This window comes from Anabaena catenula FACHB-362 (assembly GCF_014698735.1).
GTDB lineage: Bacteria > Cyanobacteriota > Cyanobacteriia > Cyanobacteriales > Nostocaceae > Anabaena > Anabaena variabilis_A.
This window is the reverse complement of record NZ_JACJTQ010000010.1, coordinates 111,646-130,906: the sequence shown is the minus strand read 5'-3', so window position 1 is coordinate 130,906 and position 19,261 is coordinate 111,646. Positions and strand designations below refer to the sequence as shown.

The window sequence follows — 19,261 nt, the reverse complement described above, 5'->3', positions numbered from 1 at the left end:
AATTATGTATCCCTAGCAGAACCGGAGGCATTATTACGAATTACGTTGGCGTAGCCTGCTGTAAGCACTATTACGAATTATTTTAAAACCTCCTTTCAAACTCAATTACTGCGCGACTGTCATCAGTTAAATTTGTGGAACCACGCAAACGGATTTCATCATTTATCCTATAATTAACACCCCATTGGAAAGGGTCACTAGCCGTCAAAATCTTAATGCTAGAGAAGGAAAATCTACTAGAAATATCTACTCCTGCTTCTAATGCTAATTCTAAACTAGAACTGCTTTTACCCGCTTCAGGTTTATCAGAAATAATAGTAGGAAATAACCGCAGTTCACTTAAACCAAAAGCATCACCAATCTGGTTAAATGTACTTTGAAAGTTATTGAACACAGCCGAACCTGCTATATTAATTAAACCCAATGTGCTGTCACCACGTCCTTGGGTATCGACAAATCCACCCCCTAACAAAGTGACAATTTCTGTTTCTGAGCGTGTGGGACTGCTTTTCAGTTCCAAATTATCATTCAGCTGACTTGCAGGGCCTTTGACAGTTGCTTCGACACGAACTGTTTCTAATGCTGCTAATCCTGTAGAACTTTGTCTATTGATATCACCGCTCTGGATTACATCTAATATCTTAGCAAATAGCTTAATATCTAAGTCAGGGTCACGGGGCTTAGTACTTGAACTTCTAAAAGTGGCTGTATGTTCATAGTTACGAGCCAAATTAAATTGGGTAGTAAATAAATTTACCCCGCCTTTAGTTAATTTGATAGTTCCTTCCGGTATAGGATCACTTAAGGAACCGTTCACAATTAAATCACCAGATGCTAGAAAATTAAAAACAGGTGGACGAGCGATTTGAATATTTTTACCAAGCTTAATTGCTAAATCATTCAACTTTGTAATTCCACTACCAGCAGATGTTATATTTTGTTGGTTTACTGTAGAGTTTGAGGCATTAGAACTAGTTTTAGATGTATCAGAGCTACTGAATTCTGTTAATAATACTTGACCATTAGATAATTGGATATTACCGCCTATTCCTGGTTGGAGGACGGAACCAGTAATTTTTAAATTACCACTAGCTGCGCCTTGATATAATCCTTTGAGATTTAAGGTTAATTGTTCAAGGTTAACGGTGAGGGGATTGTTTATTTGAATGTCTCGACTGTTAAAAATGGGGATTTCCCCTGCGGCTTCTACTTTACCATTGCTAAACTGACCTTGGAGATTTTCTACTAATACCTTGTCAAAATCAAATTCTGCCTTTCCAAAAACATTTGTGAGTTTCCCTGGTAATGCTTGAGCAGTAAAGGTCGCATTGTTAAGAGAGGCTATTCCTTTAACTAAGGGTTGTTGTATTGTTCCCCGGACAGCCAAGTCTACTTCTCCTTCACCATTTTCAAAGGCTATTTGGTTATTTAATAGATTTAATAATGCCAAACCTTCATTTTTCACTTTCACATCTAGACTGATTTGATTTCCGTCTGGTTCTACGGATGCAAAAGGTAATTTGTAAGGAATGTTGCCAGTGATATTTACAGGCTCGGGACTAGCTGCTAAGACTTTACTACCAAAGTTCAAGCGGCCATTAGCATAACTAAAACTAGCGGTAGCTGATTCGACTTTGTTCTGATTGAGTGTTCCCTCTGTGATTTCTAATTCCCCTCTGGCTTGAGGATTGGCTATACTTCCTGCTAAAGCAGCAGTACCGTTGAGATTACCTGTAATTCCTACTGGCAACTTAACAAAGTTATTTAATATCTGGATAGGAAAATTATTGACTCGCAATTGACCAGATTGTTCTTCACCGCCTATGTTACCAGTGAAGGCAATTAGTCTTTGTTCAGATTGAATGCGTAAAGGTTGTAAACGTAAAACTCCTTTTTCAAAACCGCCTTGAGCAATTACTGTTTCTGCACTATAGAAACGACTGGGTTCTGTTTCTCTACCCCAAATAAAGTTTTGTCCTTGTAAGTTAAACTCTACTCCCAGTCCATTAGCTGTGGCGGTATTGATAGCAATGTCGCCATTAAAAGTCCCTTTTAAATCTGTTAAATCTGGTATTAGTTTGGAATCTAGCCGCGTTTGTTCTTGTGCTGCTAGGAGTGCATCAACTTCAGATAAACGCTGGATTTGGTTGAATAAAGACTGATTGGATAAGCCTTGGGGATTTGTAGTTAAATCTGCGGATGTACCGTAGGTTGGTGCTGCTAAACCTCGTTGTAGGTCTTGGATTTCAAATATCTGTGCTACTGTCAGCACATCTTGAATATTGCCTTGGTTGATGTTAATTTTTGCTTGCAGTTGGGGAACGTTGTTGGTTTGTTTGACGGACGCATCAAAGTTGTATCTGCTTTGAGCTTTGATAAATTCACTATTTATGAGACTAGCTGTACCTTGGTTGTAGCTAAACTGAGTCGTGAAGCGATCGCCTTTGATTCTACCAATTTGCGGTTGTGCGATCGCTATATTTCCTCTAGCCGCCAATGTTTTTTGATTAACCTCCAAATCCCCAGTTAACAACCCAGCTAATGCTGCATTACCCAAAGTAGTTGTCCCAGGTAAACGCACATTTAAAGCTTGTAAAGGGAAATTTCCGACTTGAATCGCCCAATTATCGCCTTTTGCTTGACCTGTAGCTAATGCTTGTTGCCACTTTATGGCAAAGTTATTAGGGCTATTGTTGTTGAGGTTAAAAGCTAAACGATCGCTTTTTCCAGCTAAATCCAAGTTTAACCCCCGCCCTTGGAATAAATTGACTTTACCAGATAACAGCGGCTCAAAGGCAAATTTCTGTACTGCAAAATTTCTTAAACCCAGCACACCGACAACATTCGGTGCAGTCAATTTCCCAGTCACCTGTCCCCTAAAATCTACTTTCCCGGCAACATTTATAGAATTAGGCAACTTTAATGGTAGCTGTTGCAGATCAAAATTTTGGGCTTGGACGTTGAGATTTAACTGGGTAATTTCCGGTATGCCAGGTTGTTGAGCATTGGCTAAAATATAACCACTGGCATTCAAATTCGGAGTTCTCGCCTGGGGAATCGTGAGTTGCTGACCATTCCAACCGATAGCTGCGTTGAGAGGTGAATTAATCCCACCAATACCTTGACTAAACTGTACCTGACCAGCAGCACGGACATCAGCTAATTTAGCAGATCCTAAAATACCTGCCACTTGCAACTGACCGGCAAATTGACCTTGCAACTGTTTATTCAAGCGATTTAACTGCACACCTAAACCAGTAAGTACAGCTTGGTAACGACTATCAGCAACTTGAATATTAGACGCTGTAACTGTTCCCCCTGCGAGATTTAGCCTTGCTTGACCGGTCGCTTGGATAGTTTGCGGTTGAAAAGATTCAATGGAACCAGCAACATTAAACTGACCTGCTAATATACCTTGTAATGGGGGTGCAACGGCTGGTAATGACTGCAAAGGGACATTTTTAACTTCAAGTTGTGTCTGATAGCGACCACTGCTAATTTGAATATTTTTAGCTGTTATTCTCCCATTCCCCACAGCTAGGCTACCTTCACCAACACCACCCAAAGTCTTGAGGCTGAAATTTTCGGTATTACCTGCAATCGTGAATTTCCCGGCTATGGGGTTATTTAAAATTGCGGGAGATTGTTTTAATATTTGCCCTAAACGTACACCTTGGCCTGTTAATTCGGCAATAAAGTTTTGGTCTTGCAATTGCAGACGAGAAATAGCTATTCTCCCTCCAGCAATGTCAACACCTGCTCCCTCTGGACGAATATTCGTAAGTTTAAATGGGCCTGAAGTTCCCGATAGTACTAAACGACCGTTAAACTCTGCCTTTTCCAAAGAGATATTTTGCTGTTGCTCTTTTTTGATAAATGGTGTTAATTTCACACCAGAGGCTTGAGTTACAGCTTGCCAACCTTGAGAATCATAATTACCATAACCCCGAACTACACCACCGCCAACATTAACAGCTACATCACGAAAAGAAACAGTGCGGTCTGGATTGATAATAGTTTCACCAGTAGCGGCATATTTAGCTTGTGGTGCTTGCCATTTAACTAGAGTCTGGACATTACTAGTTGCACCAGTGAGTGCGGCTGTAGCTGAGACATTGCCGATGGGGAATCCTGAAGTAATATTGTAGAGTTTAGCGATCGCATCCCCTGGAACATTCTTGGCAGTAAAATTAACATTCACTTGTGGCGCTTTACCAAGTTGGATAGTTCCCCCACCCGTCACCTCACCTCCCAATGTAGATTGACCTTGAATATCCTTGAGAGTAATGAGAGAGTCAAAAGTAGAAAGCTCAAACTTACTACTAACTTTCCGAAAATCAACTTTGTCAATTTGGGCAGTTTTCAGATTAGAAACAGTACCTAAGAGAACGGGTTTGGATATATCTCCAACTATCTGCAAATCTGCTTTGACTACCCCACTCACAGGTAAAGGTGACTTAACCTTGAGAGTTTCTAGGGCTTTGGATACACTCACAGCATTCACACGCCCTTGCAACTGAAAGCCCTTTTCTCGGTCAATCACACCTGTAGCCATCAAGGGAATTTGTCCATAGTTGCTAACTACATTATTATCTAGCTGTATTGCCAATCCTTTAAAGCTGATATTTCCCTGAGTATTTTTCAACAGTTGCGGTACTTTTGGTATTTGCAGCGTCACATCTTGCAAAGCTGCACTACCATCTAATAAAGTTGGCTTTTCTGGTATCAATTCGATCTGCAAATCACCACTGACTCGACCAGCTGGTAAAGTCAGTGGTAACTTAATCAAACGAGTAATATCTGCGGCAAATAAATCTTGCGTTTGTAGCTTTAACTTACCATCTAAAGTTGCTTGAGCGCGGATATTTCCCTGAAGGAAAATGCTGCCGCCATTGTCTGGTTTCCCCGCTAAATCAAATTTAATCAGGCGGTTATTTTCCACAAGTTGGGAAGTTCCATTTAGCCCTGAAAATACTACAGGAGTTGAGGACTGGGGTGTTGATATTTCTCCCCCTGCTTCCGGCTCCTTGCTTTTCTGCTGCGCCAACAACACCAGCCTGCCATTACGGAAGCGCAGTTTATCCAAATCAGTTTTAATTATTCCACCTTTACCACCTGGGGCTATCTTAGTGGTAATCCAGCGACCTTGCTGATCCTGTTCAATATAAACATCTGGGTTGATTAATGTAACATCTAATTTGAGACTGCGGTTAACAATTAATTGCCAGGGGTCAAAACCCGCTTCGACTGCTTCTATAGTAGCCCGATCTGAATCCGTGGGTGTAGGGGGAATCTCTGAAGCGGCAAATTTTACCCCCATGAGAGAAAATTCTTTGAGTTGTCCAAGTTTAACTGGACGGTTGAGGGTAGAGGTCAGATTTTTCTCTGCCAATGGTGCTAACTCTTTTTGGACAAAATCCCGCAACCGCCAAAGACCGCCGATAATTCCCAGCAGCAACAATGCTCCTAAAGCAACGCCACCACGACTCAATATCATTAACCATATATGCTTACGCTTATGGATCGGGCTATGAGAATCTTGATTGGAAGAGTTAGACATAGGTTTTAAATCTTAAATTGCCGGATGTCGCTAACAACCGACTCTTAATAACTACACTATATTTAACAACTATGCAACTTCCTGGATACAGATATTCAGTTCTCTGTTGACTTCTATAAGCTAGGCTAAAGCTCCGCACCTTTAGACTGGGCTTGCTTACTGATTTAATGGGAATAATATTGAGATCAAAGGCTGAATGATGCGTGTTTTTGTACTAATTTTCAATGCTGGGACCGATAACGAGGGGATTCACACAGTTTTGACGGGTGATCCTGAAGCAGGGCTGTCAGGGGCAAGACGCAATAAAATCTTGATGTTTGAGTCAGAAGATGACGCTACACGCTATGCTCTGATGTTGGAAGCGCAGGATTTCGCCTCACCAACAGTTGAGGTGATGAATGCCCAGGAGATTAAGGAATTTTGTGAAAGTGCTGGCTACGACTGGGAACTTATTCCCGAAAATAGTAATTTGGTCGTCACTCCTCCAGAAGTGAACGTGGAACAAACCGACTGGCAACCGGAAGCCGAAACAATAGATACTGATGAAGATTCCTTATATTTTAATCCATCTACCACACCAGTACAGGAACCTGATTCAGACTTAGACAGCATTCGTCGCCGACTAGAAGGGTTATTGTAATTAGTCATTGGTAAATGACAACTGACACAGGACTACCAAAAAATGACAAATTTGCAGGAACGCGGGCATCTCCTGACGGAACAGGTAAATCCCAATAGTCTAAATTTAGACCAACTTAGCTCTCTGGAATTGGTGGAGTTATTTAATAACGAAGACCAAAAGGCAGTAGCAGCGATCGCAGCGGCTAAAATTCAATTAGCAGCAGCAATTGAACGCACGGCAGATCGGCTCTATGAAGGCGGACGTTTATTTTACATTGGTGCGGGGACAAGTGGAAGATTAGGGGTGTTAGATGCGGCTGAGTGTCCACCTACTTTCTGCACACCTCCAGAGTTGGTACAGGGTATTATCGCTGGTGGTGCTGGCGCACTGCTACGCAGTTCTGAGGATTTGGAAGATCGGGCAGAAGATGGAGAAAGTGCGATCGCACAACGCCAAATCACCCAATTGGATGTAGTAGTCGGTATTACCGCTGGCGGTACAACTCCTTATGTTCACGGTGCCTTAAATGCTGCCCGTCAACGGGGAGCTTTGACTATTTTTATTGCCTGTGTTCCTGCTGAACAAGTAGATTTTGATGCTGATATTGACATTCGTCTGTTAACTGGCCCAGAAATTATCGCTGGTTCTACCCGCCTCAAAGCTGGTACTGTCACCAAACTAGCTTTAAATATCCTTTCTACGGGGGTCATGGTCAAGCTAGGCAAAGTTTATGGTAATCGCATGGTAGATGTCGCCGTCACAAATCAAAAATTACGCGATCGCGCTTTGCGAATTTTACAAGACCTCACTGGCTTAAGTCGAGAAGCCGCAGGTTTCCTACTGGAACGCAGTGGCAAATGGGTCAAGTTAGCACTGTTAATGCACTGGACTGATTTAGAAAAAGAAGCAGGTGAACAAATCCTCGCCGCACACCAGGGTAATCTTCGGGCTGCTGTTGACAGTTACAAAAAACACAAGCTGGGTGCTTGAAAAAGAGACGTTAAGATCCGGCGACAATCTGAAGGGGAGAACATCCCAGCCTCTCCAATAATAAAAGCTGCTCCTCTTCCCTCCCCTAAACGGGGAGATTAGGGAGAGGTAGGAGAAAAGTTTCCCAAAAAGGTCTATTTGTGGTTCATTTACCTGAAAACTGCGGTAAGTGGGAATGGCTATACTAGCAATACATATTAAAGAAAATTTAAATTCTTAATAACTTATTAAAATTCATAGAAACGAAACTTGTAACTTCTAGACAAGTAAATCTTGATAAATCTTATAATTAAGCAAACATCTTCTCATACATTTCACGCTAAATTAATTAACAAAATTGAGTTTTTCTCATGTAAAATAAATCTATGGGAGTACTTAAAGCTTAAATCAAGATTTAATGATTCTCTTTAAGAAAACTATGAAGGTAATGTAAAAATTGGTAAATTTTGTTAACGATTGCTCAACAATAAATCAATTCTTTTGGTCATTTTTATATACATGGCGATTTACAGAAAAATAAAAGCAGTATTAATACTGATATAAAATCACGAAATTAGGAAGTAAAATAGACTCTCAGTGGTAAAGGCTCATTCGTAGGTGAACATAAGAAATTTAACTAAGCGCAGAAATGTTGTCAGGATATAGAGTATTAGAAGAAGCATCTGCTGATTTATATTTGCTAATATTCTCAATCGCATCTGACAAATACTATCTACCAAATATATAAAAAATCAATGGGTGCTATTCACATCAGTTTACAGATTGTACTATCACTAATCTAAGATACTTGCTGAGTATATATATGGGTAGTATAGGTTTTCTAGAGACTGACTTATTGATTACAAGGAACTAAGTATGACCAACTCAGAACTCATAGAATCTCATAACTTACTAAATGAGTTTAAAAGCTGTACTCAACTGCAATACAACGGAAAATTAAGTATTAAGAGTTCCAAGGGAAGGCAATGGGCTTTCTATTATCGTCTTGGAAGGTTAGTGTGGGCTTCAGGGGGAACTCATCCCTTCAGGCGTTGGCGCAGACAAATGGCTCAACACTGTCCCCATATTGACTTAGATAAAATCCGTTGTCGGCCTGAAGATATTGCCCTAGATTACTGGGACTATAACCTCTTGGATATCTTATACAAAAGACAAAAAATCCAACGGGAACAAATTCAAGCTATTGTCGAAAACACGATTGCAGAACTTTTTTTTGACTTAGCGCAGGAGATAGATTTTGCATCTGTAACGTCTCATCTTAGCCAGGACATTGTTTTAGATATGCCAATGAGCTTCACGAGTGCAGATATGTCAATAAAACAGATGCAAGATTCGTGGGCTATTTGGTCAAAGGTGGGTTTGGCTAATGTTTCCCCTAATTCATCACCAGTTTTGCGGAGACCAGAACAACTTCAGGAGATGGTAAGTCCATCTGTATATAAAAACTTTGTCAGTTTAATTAATGGCAAATACACTCTGCGAGAGCTAGGCATAAAAATGAGGCAGGATGTTATGCCCATTGCTCGTTCTTTACTTCCCTATATTCTCAAAGGAATTATTGAGTTAGTAGAAGTTCCGGATACACCCTTACAAGTGAGTGAAGTTGAGAACTCCACACCCAGACAAACCAGAAATAAAATTCCTCCCTTGGTAGCTTGTGTAGACGATAGTCCTCTGGTCTGTAAAATGCTAGAAGAAATTATCACATCTCATGGTCTGAGATTTATCAAAATTGAAGATGCTGTACAAGCTTTGCCTATTCTGATTCAGCATAAGCCAGACTTGATTTTCTTGGATTTAGTTATGCCCATAGCCAGTGGCTATGAAATCTGCACTCAACTACGACGCATTCCTACCTTTAGTAATACACCAGTAATTATCTTAACTGGCAATGATGGTCTTTTAGATAGAGTTCGCGCCAAGGTAGTGGGTTCTACGGATTTTATATCTAAACCGATCATCGCTGAACGAGTCATGGGCGTAATCCGTAAATACGTGGCAATACCTACTGGCACAACTAATTTAGAAGTTGCCAGTTAAAATGATTTGATAGTTTTCGCTTATACCAATTTAATATGAGGTTGCACAAAATTGTGAAATCTATCAACTCATTTGTATTTATCCACGTTTATCTGCGTGCATCTGCGTTAGTTGTCTTTAAAAACTGATTTGATACAGCTTCATTTTAATTGAGTAAAGTTAAGCTATGTCCCGCAAAAAACTTGAGAAAGTTGAGTTTTTTAACTCAGGGTAAACTTGTTTAATTAGTTATTAACAGCACCTAAATTTAAAAATTAGATATGTTAACTTATATTGAACACGTAGGTTTTATTAGGAAAATATATATACAATAAATCAAGTAAAATAAAATTCAAGTAAGGGTAATCGAAATACAGTAGGAATACTTAGATAGTTAAAAGGGGAGGAAAAATATGTTATGTAAACATTGTTGCCTTCCATTTATTAATTCCAGTCTTTTTACACTAGCATTGACGTGATAGGTTTGATTGCATATTTCAGTTTTTGTTTCTATACTAAGCATAATTTAATAGGTGTTACCATGAGTACTGTTTTAGTTGTTGAAGATGGCTTGACTGATATGGAAATTATCAGCCGTTACTTACAACAGGCAGGCTATTCTGTAGTTTGTGCCACAAGTAGTGAAGAGGCACAAGAAAAAATTGACATAAATAAGCCAGATGTCATATTACTTGATGTAATTTTACCTGGTAAAAGCGGGTATGAAATTTGTCGAGAACTACAAAATAACCCCATTACTAGCCAAATACCCATAGTTTTCTGCTCTACAAAAAATAGTGAAGTAGATAAGATTTGGGGGAATATGTTAGGAGCTAAAGCTTATCTATCAAAACCAGTAGATAGAGAAGAGTTAGAAATTACTTTGAGAAAATTGATCAATAAGTAAAAAATATCTTATTGATGAGGGAAAAATAGTCACTATTTATAATTTGGTTTTAATCACTAAATAGTGGTTAAACCCAATCATTAAAGACAAAGGAAGATTAACTTTGGAGACAAAAGAAAAATTTTTAAGTTTTAATTTGGGAGTCAGAGATACAGCAGTAATTTCCCTACAGCACATCACAGAAGTATTACGAATATCAATGACCGAAATATGTGGAGTTCCACAGATGCCTAATTGTGTGTTAGGTATTTATAGTTGGCGTGGCGAAATGCTTTGGCTGGTTGATTTAGAAGAAATGTTAGGCTATCCACCCCTTTTACAAGGCTCAAATTTACTCTCAAAAATGATGGCAATTGTGTTAGAAAATGAGGGTAAATATTTGGGAATTTTAGTACGCCAACTGACAGATATTGAATGGTTGGATACTCAGGAAATGAAAACCCCATCTGCTGATCTATTTTATTCGGCAATGTCACCTTTCTTGCGGGGATATTTTACTAATGGTTCAGAGGAGATGATTTTTAATTTGGATGCCTTAGCCATTATTCAATCTTCAATGTGGAGACACAATAACTGAAAAATCGGTTTTGTGAAAGTAGGAATACAGGGAATTATCATCTGACCATTTAAGATTTTCTAGCTCAAAAGTATCAATTTATTACTAATAGTATTCAAGGAGATTCAAATGACAACTTTATATCAAAATAGTGAAGATAGAGGCAATATCTTTACTGAAGTAGAAACCTCAGACAAACAAAACGGTAACACCATAGTAAATGTAGGTAATAAGGATTTAACAGTATCCAATGCCATTACTCAGGAATTTAAAGTCTGGCGGCAACGATTTCAATACATAACATCCCAAATGCGGCAAGTTCCAGATATGGAAACTTTACTGCAAGTAACATCTGCACAAATCAGAGATAAAATTGGTGGTGATCGCGCCTTGATTTATCAATTTACTAACTCTGATTCTGGAACTGTGTTAGCAGAATCAAGAACCACAGGTTGGACACCGTCTATAGGCGAAAATTTACCAGCAATTCTGTTTGGCTTGTATACTAATCAAGATTATATTGAACCGATAGCGATTGATGACATTAATCAAATCCAAGCTACTCCCTATCAAAAGCAACTACTGGAGAAATTTCAAGTTAAAGCCAGTTTAAGTTTGCCAATTTTTATTGGTAATAAAGTATGGGGTTTACTGGTAGTTCATAGTTGTGGATCATCTCGTCAGTGGCAAGAGGCGGAGATCACCCTACTATCTCAAATCGCTACAGAAATTACCTACAGATTGCAGAGCTTTAAATTACAAAAAGAATTACAGCAGTCTACCTTAGCCAAGCAATCAGTAGCTAAAGTTATTAGTAAGATTTTGCAGCAGCCAGATGTTGATAAAATCTTTCAAACCACTACTCAAGAAGTCCGCCAATTACTGAAATGCGATCGCGTCGGTGTTTATCGCTTTAACCCAGATTGGAGTGGCCAATTTGTCTCCGAGGCAGTAGGTAATAATTGGACAAAAATTGTCACTGCTGATTATAAAATGGTTTGGGAAGATACCCACTTACAAGAAACCAAAGGTGGTCGATATGCCAATGGTGAAACCTTTGTTGTCAATGATATTTATAAAATAGGTCATGCTCAATGTCACATTGAGATTTTAGAGCAGTTTGACACCAAAGCTTATATCATTGCGCCCATTTTCTCTGGGGAAAAATTGTGGGGTTTACTAGCAGCTTACCAAAATACTGGGGCGCGGGAATGGCAAGACTGGGAAGTTAGCTTTTTAACTCAGATTGGTTTGCAATTTGGTGTGGCTATCTCCCAAGGAGAATATCTGGAACAAGTGCGAAAACAATCTGATCAACTAGCGCAGATTGCAAAACAAGAGAAAGCCTTAACTAAGATTGTTAACCGGATTCGTCAATCTTCAGATTTAGAAGAAATCTTCAAAACCACTACCCAAGAAGCCCGTCAAGCCCTCAAATGCGATCGCATAGCCATATATAAATTTAACTCTGACTGGAGTGGCAATTTCGTTGCTGAATCAGTAGGATCTGGATGGGTAAAACTTGTTGGTTCTGATATCAATACTTTGGTTGAAGACACATTATTACAAGAAACCAAGGGAGCAAGGTTTGCTAAAGGCGAAAAATTGTGGGTAAATGACATCTATCAAGAAAATATTACTCCCTGCTACTTAGAACTATTAGAACAATTTGAAGCTAAAGCCTATATAGTCGTACCCATCTTCTTTGGAGAGACATTGTGGGGTTTATTGGCAGCTTATCAAAACTCTGGAATTCGTGAATGGCAAATCTCAGAAGTTAACTTTTTAAGTCAGATTGCTTTGCAATTTAACCTAGCAAAATCTCAAATAGATTATCTAGAAACAGTCCGCTTAAAAACTGAGGAACTAGCGCAAATTGCCGATCAAGAAAAAACTATCAACAAGATCGTCAACCGCATTCGTCAATCTTTAGATGTAGAAGACATCTTCAAAACTACTACTCAAGAAATCCGCCAAGCCCTAAAGTGCGATCGCGTTGCAGTCTATAAATTTAACCCTGATTGGGGTGGTGAATTTGTCTATGAATCAGTGGCTACTGGTTGGACAAAATTAGTCGGGCCAAATATCAAAACTGTCTTAGATGACACTTACTTACAAGACACCAAAGGCGGTAGATATGCCAAAGGTGAAACCTTCGTAGTTAACGACACCTATACAATCGGTCTTGCCCCCTGCCACATTGCAATTTTAGAACAGTTTGAAGCCAAGTCTTACATAATTGTGCCTATCTTCTTGGGTGAAGATTTGTGGGGATTACTGGCAGTTTATCAAAATTCTGGACCCCGTGAATGGAAAACTTCAGAAATAAACTTCTTACAGCAAATTGGCTTGCAATTTAGCCTAGCCAAATCACAGTTAGATTATATAGAACAAGTACAGTTACAATCTCAGGAAATCAGTCAACTGGCTGAACAAGAAAAAACAGTCAACAAAATAGTCAACCGCATCCGTCAATCTTTAGATTTAGAAGACATCTTCAAAACAGCTACTCAAGAAGTCCGTCAATCACTAAGATGCGATCGCGTCGCTGTTTATCGCTTTAACCCAGATTGGGGCGGGCAGTTTGTCGCCGAGTCTGTGGCTAATGGATGGATGAGAGTTGCCACCTCTGACTTTAAAATGGTCTGGGAAGATAGCTACTTGCAAGAAACCCAAGGAGGTAGATATGCCAAAGGTGAAAGCTTTGTTGTTAATGATATCTATCAAGCCGGTCATGCTCAATGTCACCTGGAGATTTTAGAGCAGGTTGAAACCAAAGCTTATATCATAGTTCCTATCTTCTATGGAGAAAAACTATGGGGATTACTAGCTGCTTATCAAAACTCAGGAACCCGTCAATGGCAACCCAGAGAAGTGAGCTTTTTAGAGCAGATTGGCTTACAAATTAGTCTCGCCAAATCCCAGATAGATTATCTAGAACAAGTACAGTCAAAATCTGAAAAACTAGCTCAGATTGCTGAACAAGAAAAAGCCTTCACCAAGATAGTCACCCGCATCCGTCAAGCTTCAGATATAGAGGAGACTTTCAAAAATACTACCCAAGATATTCGCCAACTACTCAAATGCGATCGCGCAGTCGTCTATCAATTCACATCTGATTGGGGTGGTGAATTTATAGCTGAATCAGTAGTTAGCGGTTGGGTGAAACTAGTCGGACCTGGTATTAAAACCGTCTTAAATGACCCTTGCTTACAAAAAACCGAAGGAGGTCGATATACCAAAGGCACTACCTTAGTAGTGAATGACATTTATAAAGCCAGCCTTGATACCTGCTACGTAGAGATACTTGAAAAATATGAAGCTAAAGCTTACGTTATTACTCCCATTTTATCTGGCGAAAAGCTCTGGGGCTTACTCGCAGCTTATCAAAACTCTGGAACCCGTGAATGGGAAGAATCAGAAGTTAACTTATTGGTGCGTATTGGCGACCAGTTAGGACTGGCTTTACAACAAACCGAATACTTGCAACAACTCCAAAATCAATCATCCAAACTATCAGAAGCAGCCCAGAGGGAAAAAGCCGCTAAAGAATTGCTACAACAACGTTCCATTCAACTGCTCAGAGCGATCGCACCTGCACTTAGTGGTGATTTAACAGTCCGCGCCCCAATTACAGAAGACGAATTAGGCACAATTGCCGATGCCTACAATGGCACTTTGCAAGCATTACAACAAATTGTTATTCAGGTACAAGCAGCTTCTCAACAAGTTGCCCAAACCTCTATCAATAGCAATTCTTCACTAGTAGGATTGACTGATTTAGCAAAAGAACAGTCTGAAGAAATCACCCAAGCCTTAAGCGATATTCAACAAATGGTAGATTCTACCCAAGCGGTAGTAGCAAACGCTCAATTAGTACAATTAGCCTTACAACAAGCCAACAAAACTGTAGATTCTGGTGATACCGCCATGAACCAAACAGTCAACGCCATTCAAGCAATTCGGGAAACCGTCGCTCAAACGAGTAAAAAGATTAAACGCCTAAGTGAATCATCACAAAAAATCTCCAAAGTGGTGAACTTGATTAGCAACTTTGCTACACAGACAAACGTACTTGCTTTGAATGCTGCTATTGAAGCTACTCGCGCCGGTGAATATGGAAAAGGCTTTGCAGTGGTAGCAGATGAAGTTCGTTCTTTATCTCGTCAGTCAGCAGCAGCCACCATCGAAATTGAAAAATTAGTCCAAGAAATTCAAACTGAAACTGGGGAAGTTGCAGTGGCAATGGAAACAGGTATTCAGCAAGTAGTGGAAGGAACAAACCTGGTTAGTGCAACCCGCCAAAACTTAAACGCCATCGTTTCCGCAACTGCTGAAATTAGTCAACTCATTGAGCGCATTACTGAAGCAACCCAAAAACAAATGAGCCAATCTGTAACAGTAACAGCATCAATGAATGATGTAGCCTCAATTGCTAATAAGACCTTTGGTGAATCTCAAGAAATTGCTACTGTCTTCCAAAATTTATCAGGAATGGCACAAGATCTATTAACAACGGCGAGTAAGTTTAAAGTCAAATAATCCTGATTGTTCTAAGTGTGAGGTAGAACAGGCAATATTTACCTATTATGGGCAGGCTGATCGCCTGTTCTACCCATTTTATAGATGACTGGTAATTGAACATTGAAAATATATAGCCGTGTACAGGGTGGTTAGGACATCAATTGATAATGAAACTCCCACTACAAGACGGTTTTACTCCTGACTCCTGACTCCTGACTCCTGACTCCTGACTCCTGACTCCTGACTCCTGACTCCTGACTCCTGCTATACAATCCAACATTGGTATGAATTAACATCAACCAAAATCAAAAAAATAAAACAAAAGATTATGATTACAGACAATGAGATTCGGGAACAGGGCTATGCTTATTTTCTCGCTGAAACCCCAGAACTATTGCAAGCAATTGAACAGGATTTATTTACTTTAGCCGAAAGTTATAGTATTGCTAAAGTTCATAATTTAATGCGAGCAACTCACACAATTAAAGGTGGAGCAGCTACTGTTGGGTTAGATACTATCAAAATGATAGCCCATTCGTTAGAAGATATATTTAAGGCTCTATATAGTCCAGATGTAGTCATAAATACTGAATTACAAACACTCCTATTAGAAGCTTACGAATGTCTTCAGTTAGCTGTCACCGCCGAACTAACAGCAAGTAATATTAATAGCGAAGAACTTCTGCAAAGAGCAACTTCAGTATTTGCCCAATTACAAACAAAATTAGGTGATGCCTTTGGGGCTGAATCTCATATTCCTACTTCTGAAGAATTAGGATTTGATATTGTTCAGTCTATCTTTGAAGTAGGAGTAAAACAACGCTTAGAAAGTATTTCTGAAGCCCTGCTTAAGCCACTCAATAATGAAGAATTAATAGAGGTTTTACACTCTCAACTTGATGTATTTCTAGGTTTGGCAGAATCGTTAAATCTACCAGGGTTGAAAGAACTTGCTTGCACAATCATGTCCGCTTTGGAAGCTAATCCCCAAGAAGCGCACCAAATTGCTGAAATTGCCTTAGCTGATTTACAAAAGTCACAGAAAGAAGTTTTAGCAGGCGATCGTATTTCTGGTGGTTCACCTTCTTTAGCTTTGCAAACACTGGCAAAAGTCACAAAACAGGAATCACCTATTACATCTCCTAATAGTTCATTAGTTAGAGTACCAAAAAACCAGTCATTCATTATACCCACAACTAAATCTTTTGCCACCCAATTTTTCAGCCTAACAACCGAATTTTACCAATTTTTAATTACATCTGACGGCAACAATAATGAGCATCTAAAACCAGGAAATGCCAAGTTTACTTTAAAAGTAATTCGCTACATTTTTGGCTGGTTTAATCACCAGCGCGACATACCAGAAGCTGAACTGAGTTTAAATTTGCTGATTCCTAAAATCAGTCTCAATAATAATCCACTCAATTATATTGAAAGTTGGTTAGAGCAATTTCTAGCCTTTGTTGAAGATGAAAAAGATAGCCATAACCTTTGTCTTTATCGCCGAGGTGTAGTTTTAATTATTCTCCTAGACTTAGCCAGATTTGAACATTCAGTTGCCAAAAATGATGGTGTTATCTCTATCATCCAAAACCTAAAAAAGCAGATTCGTCAAGTAGGAAATGAATATAGAAACTATCCTCCAGTAACTGAGCAAGAAAAAAAATGGCTTGATAACCCTAAGCTACAAGAATTGCTAGTTATTAAAGAAATATTTCCTCCCATAGATCATCCCACTGACGATAGTCTACTCGAATCGATATGGGGAGGAGAAACTCTGTCAGACATGAGCAATGAAGCTGTCATTACCCAGACAGTAGAAGATATTAAAAATGATCATTATTTAGAAAGTGTTACATCCTCAGTTGTCAGTGATCAGGTATTTACAAATCTTCCTGAAGTAGGACTAGAAATTGTTGCTGATGATGCTATAGAAGTTAATAGGCAAATAGAAGATAAATCCCTAAATTCTCCTAGTAAAAATTCTCGCCAACCTGCTTTTGTGCGAGTGGATGTAGATGGATTGCAACGTCTTAATTATTTAGCAGGAGAATTGCTAATTTACCAAAAACGTCGGACTTTATATGATGAACAGATTATAGACCTGATTGAACGATTAAGTCAGCAACTCAGCCGACATCAATCTATTTTAAATCAATTGCGTGATCTGCCATTACAGGGAAATAATTTTCCCATAGAACATACACAAAAAGTCTCGGCTGTGCAGTTTGATGCTCTAGAAATGGATGTATATACAGAATATCATCTGACATTACATGAAGCACTAGAAGAAACATTGCAACTACAAGAAACCGCTGAGTCGCTTGACTTACTCATGAGACAATCTACTCAAATTAGTGAGAAAAAACATAATTTAACTCTGAGTATCATAGATAATTTGGTAGAGGCAAGGATGTTGCCTTTGGGAACTATCCTCAATCGTTTTCCTCAAATGGTCAATAAGCTGGGAAATGTTTATGCAAAATTCGTAGAATTAAAACTTACTGGTACACAAGTTCTCATAGATAAAGCCATTGCTGAAAAGCTATATGATCCCTTATTACAACTAGTACGTAATGCTTTTGATCATGGTATTGAAGCTCCACACATTCGCCGTGATCTTGGCAAAAATGAACAAGGTGTAATAGAAATTTGTGCATATCATCAGGGAAGTCAAACTGTGATCGAAGTTCGGGATGATGGTCAAGGTTTGAACTTAGAAAGTATCCGCAAGAGAGCTATTGAACTTAATCTGATTCCAGGTGATCATGATGCTCAAGGATATTCGCATAATCCGACTGAATCTGAACTGATAGAAATGATGTTTTCACCAGGATTTTCTACTGCGGGTAGAGTAAATGAAATTTCTGGTCGCGGTATGGGATTAGATATTGTCCGTACTCAGTTACACTCCCTCAATGGCTTGATTTCCGTTCAATCATTGCCTCATCAAGGGACAAAATTCATACTTAAAATCCCTTTTTCTATGACCACAGATAAACTAATGTTAGTCCAGGCAGGAGGTGTTGTTTATGCCTTACTGCTAGATAGTATTGAAAAAATATTAATTCCCGCTGAACAGCAAATCAAAGAGTTTGAAGGCAAACAGATTTTGCATTGGCATTCAGGTGAGGAGGAACTGATAGTCAGCCTTCTGAAACTGTCAAATTTGATGTATTACAATGGGTCACTAGTTGGCAGTTATTTAAACACTATACCCACCACTCCTGACACAGAAATCATGAAAAATCCTGTGCTTTTACTCCGGCGAAATCAGGGGGTTTTGGGTTTAGAAGTTGATCAAATTATCGGTGAACAAGAATTAGTAATCAGACCTTTAGGAAATGCCATTACTCCACCAAAATATATTTATGGTTGTAGTAGCCTCGCTAATGGCAACCTCATCTTAGTAATTGATGGGACTCTGCTTGTAGATTCTCAGCAGATGCAGGCTACACTTGATGTCAGGAGACTGCCAACAAGTCCTGTATCTAAAAAACAAGCCTTGCCTATGTCGGAGGATACAATTGAATCTACACCTCTACTAGCTGCATCTACTCCCAAAAATAGTAGAGAAACTCAACCAATTTCTCATGTAGGAATAACTAACAAATTACCAAAAGTAGTTTTGGTCATAGATGATGCCATTAGCGTGCGACAAACTATCTCTCTGACTTTGCAAAAATGTGGTTATCAAGTAATACAATCACAAAATGGGGTAGAAGCGCTAGAACAGTTGCATTTACATCCAGAAATTGAAGTTATCATCTCGGATTTGGAAATGCCACGGATGAATGGATTTGAATTATTAAGTAATATTCGTCAAAACCCAGATTTAGCTAAAAAACCAGTAGTGATTCTCACTTCTCGTAGTTCGGAAAAACATCGTCAACTGGCTCAAGAATTGGGTGCAACTGCTTATTTAACTAAGCCTTATTTAGAGAATGAGTTTATCTCTACTGTTAATCATTTAGCGAACAGAGGTATGGAAGATTTAAATCAGGTAACAATGACAGTAGCTAGATAAATATATGACAAATTACAAAAAGGTTGAATATACCAGTTTATTTTATCCTTCAGCCT

Annotated in this window: 8 protein-coding genes; 7 read left to right on the top strand and 1 reads right to left on the bottom strand. The window is 39.1% G+C overall.

The features are described 5' to 3' along the window. Positions 1–82 precede the first annotated feature (82 nt). Positions 83–5,560 (bottom strand): translocation/assembly module TamB domain-containing protein, encoded by a 5,478-nt coding sequence (locus H6G68_RS09435; protein ID WP_190906399.1) that lies wholly within the window; start codon positions 5,558–5,560, stop codon positions 83–85. 199 nt (positions 5,561–5,759) lie between these two features. On the opposite strand from H6G68_RS09435, the gene H6G68_RS09430 reads away from it, so the two are divergent. The 7 genes from H6G68_RS09430 (at position 5,760) to H6G68_RS09400 (ending at position 19,205) form a co-directional block, all read left to right on the top strand. Then, a complete protein-coding gene (locus tag H6G68_RS09430; protein WP_422595795.1) occupies positions 5,760–6,200 on the top strand; it encodes a DUF3110 domain-containing protein in 441 nt (146 codons plus the stop codon). A 42-nt stretch (positions 6,201–6,242) separates the two neighbouring features. Then, positions 6,243–7,172: an N-acetylmuramic acid 6-phosphate etherase gene (gene murQ / locus H6G68_RS09425; RefSeq protein ID WP_190906397.1), complete on the top strand. Its 930-nt coding sequence runs from the start codon at positions 6,243–6,245 to the stop codon at positions 7,170–7,172. An 855-nt stretch (positions 7,173–8,027) separates the two neighbouring features. Beyond that, positions 8,028–9,212 carry a response regulator gene (locus H6G68_RS09420; RefSeq protein ID WP_190906396.1) on the top strand — a complete coding sequence of 395 codons (1,185 nt, stop codon included), beginning with the start codon at positions 8,028–8,030 and terminating at the stop codon, positions 9,210–9,212. A 520-nt stretch (positions 9,213–9,732) separates the two neighbouring features. After that, a complete protein-coding gene (locus H6G68_RS09415) occupies positions 9,733–10,098 on the top strand; it encodes a response regulator transcription factor (protein ID WP_190712474.1) in 366 nt (121 codons plus the stop codon). A 103-nt stretch (positions 10,099–10,201) separates the two neighbouring features. Then, positions 10,202–10,675 carry a chemotaxis protein CheW gene (locus H6G68_RS09410; RefSeq protein ID WP_190906395.1) on the top strand — a complete coding sequence of 158 codons (474 nt, stop codon included), beginning with the start codon at positions 10,202–10,204 and terminating at the stop codon, positions 10,673–10,675. Positions 10,676–10,783: 108 nt separating this feature from the next. Continuing rightward, a complete protein-coding gene (locus H6G68_RS09405; RefSeq protein ID WP_190906394.1) occupies positions 10,784–15,196 on the top strand; it encodes a GAF domain-containing protein in 4,413 nt (1,470 codons plus the stop codon). A 310-nt stretch (positions 15,197–15,506) separates the two neighbouring features. After that, positions 15,507–19,205 (top strand): hybrid sensor histidine kinase/response regulator, encoded by a 3,699-nt coding sequence (locus H6G68_RS09400; protein ID WP_190906393.1) that lies wholly within the window; start codon positions 15,507–15,509, stop codon positions 19,203–19,205. Positions 19,206–19,261: the final 56 nt, after the last annotated feature.

What these genes read in the sequence shown, in the direction of transcription:
- H6G68_RS09400 (WP_190906393.1), top strand. Translation starts at nt 15,507, where the DNA reads ATGATTACAGACAATGAGATTCGGGAACAGGGCTATGCTTATTTTCTC.
- H6G68_RS09430 (WP_422595795.1), top strand. Translation starts at nt 5,760, where the DNA reads ATGCGTGTTTTTGTACTAATTTTCAATGCTGGGACCGATAACGAGGGG.
- H6G68_RS09415 (WP_190712474.1), top strand. Translation starts at nt 9,733, where the DNA reads ATGAGTACTGTTTTAGTTGTTGAAGATGGCTTGACTGATATGGAAATT.
- H6G68_RS09435 (WP_190906399.1), bottom strand. Translation starts at nt 5,560, where the DNA reads ATGTCTAACTCTTCCAATCAAGATTCTCATAGCCCGATCCATAAGCGT.
- H6G68_RS09420 (WP_190906396.1), top strand. Translation starts at nt 8,028, where the DNA reads ATGACCAACTCAGAACTCATAGAATCTCATAACTTACTAAATGAGTTT.
- H6G68_RS09405 (WP_190906394.1), top strand. Translation starts at nt 10,784, where the DNA reads ATGACAACTTTATATCAAAATAGTGAAGATAGAGGCAATATCTTTACT.
- murQ (WP_190906397.1), top strand. Translation starts at nt 6,243, where the DNA reads ATGACAAATTTGCAGGAACGCGGGCATCTCCTGACGGAACAGGTAAAT.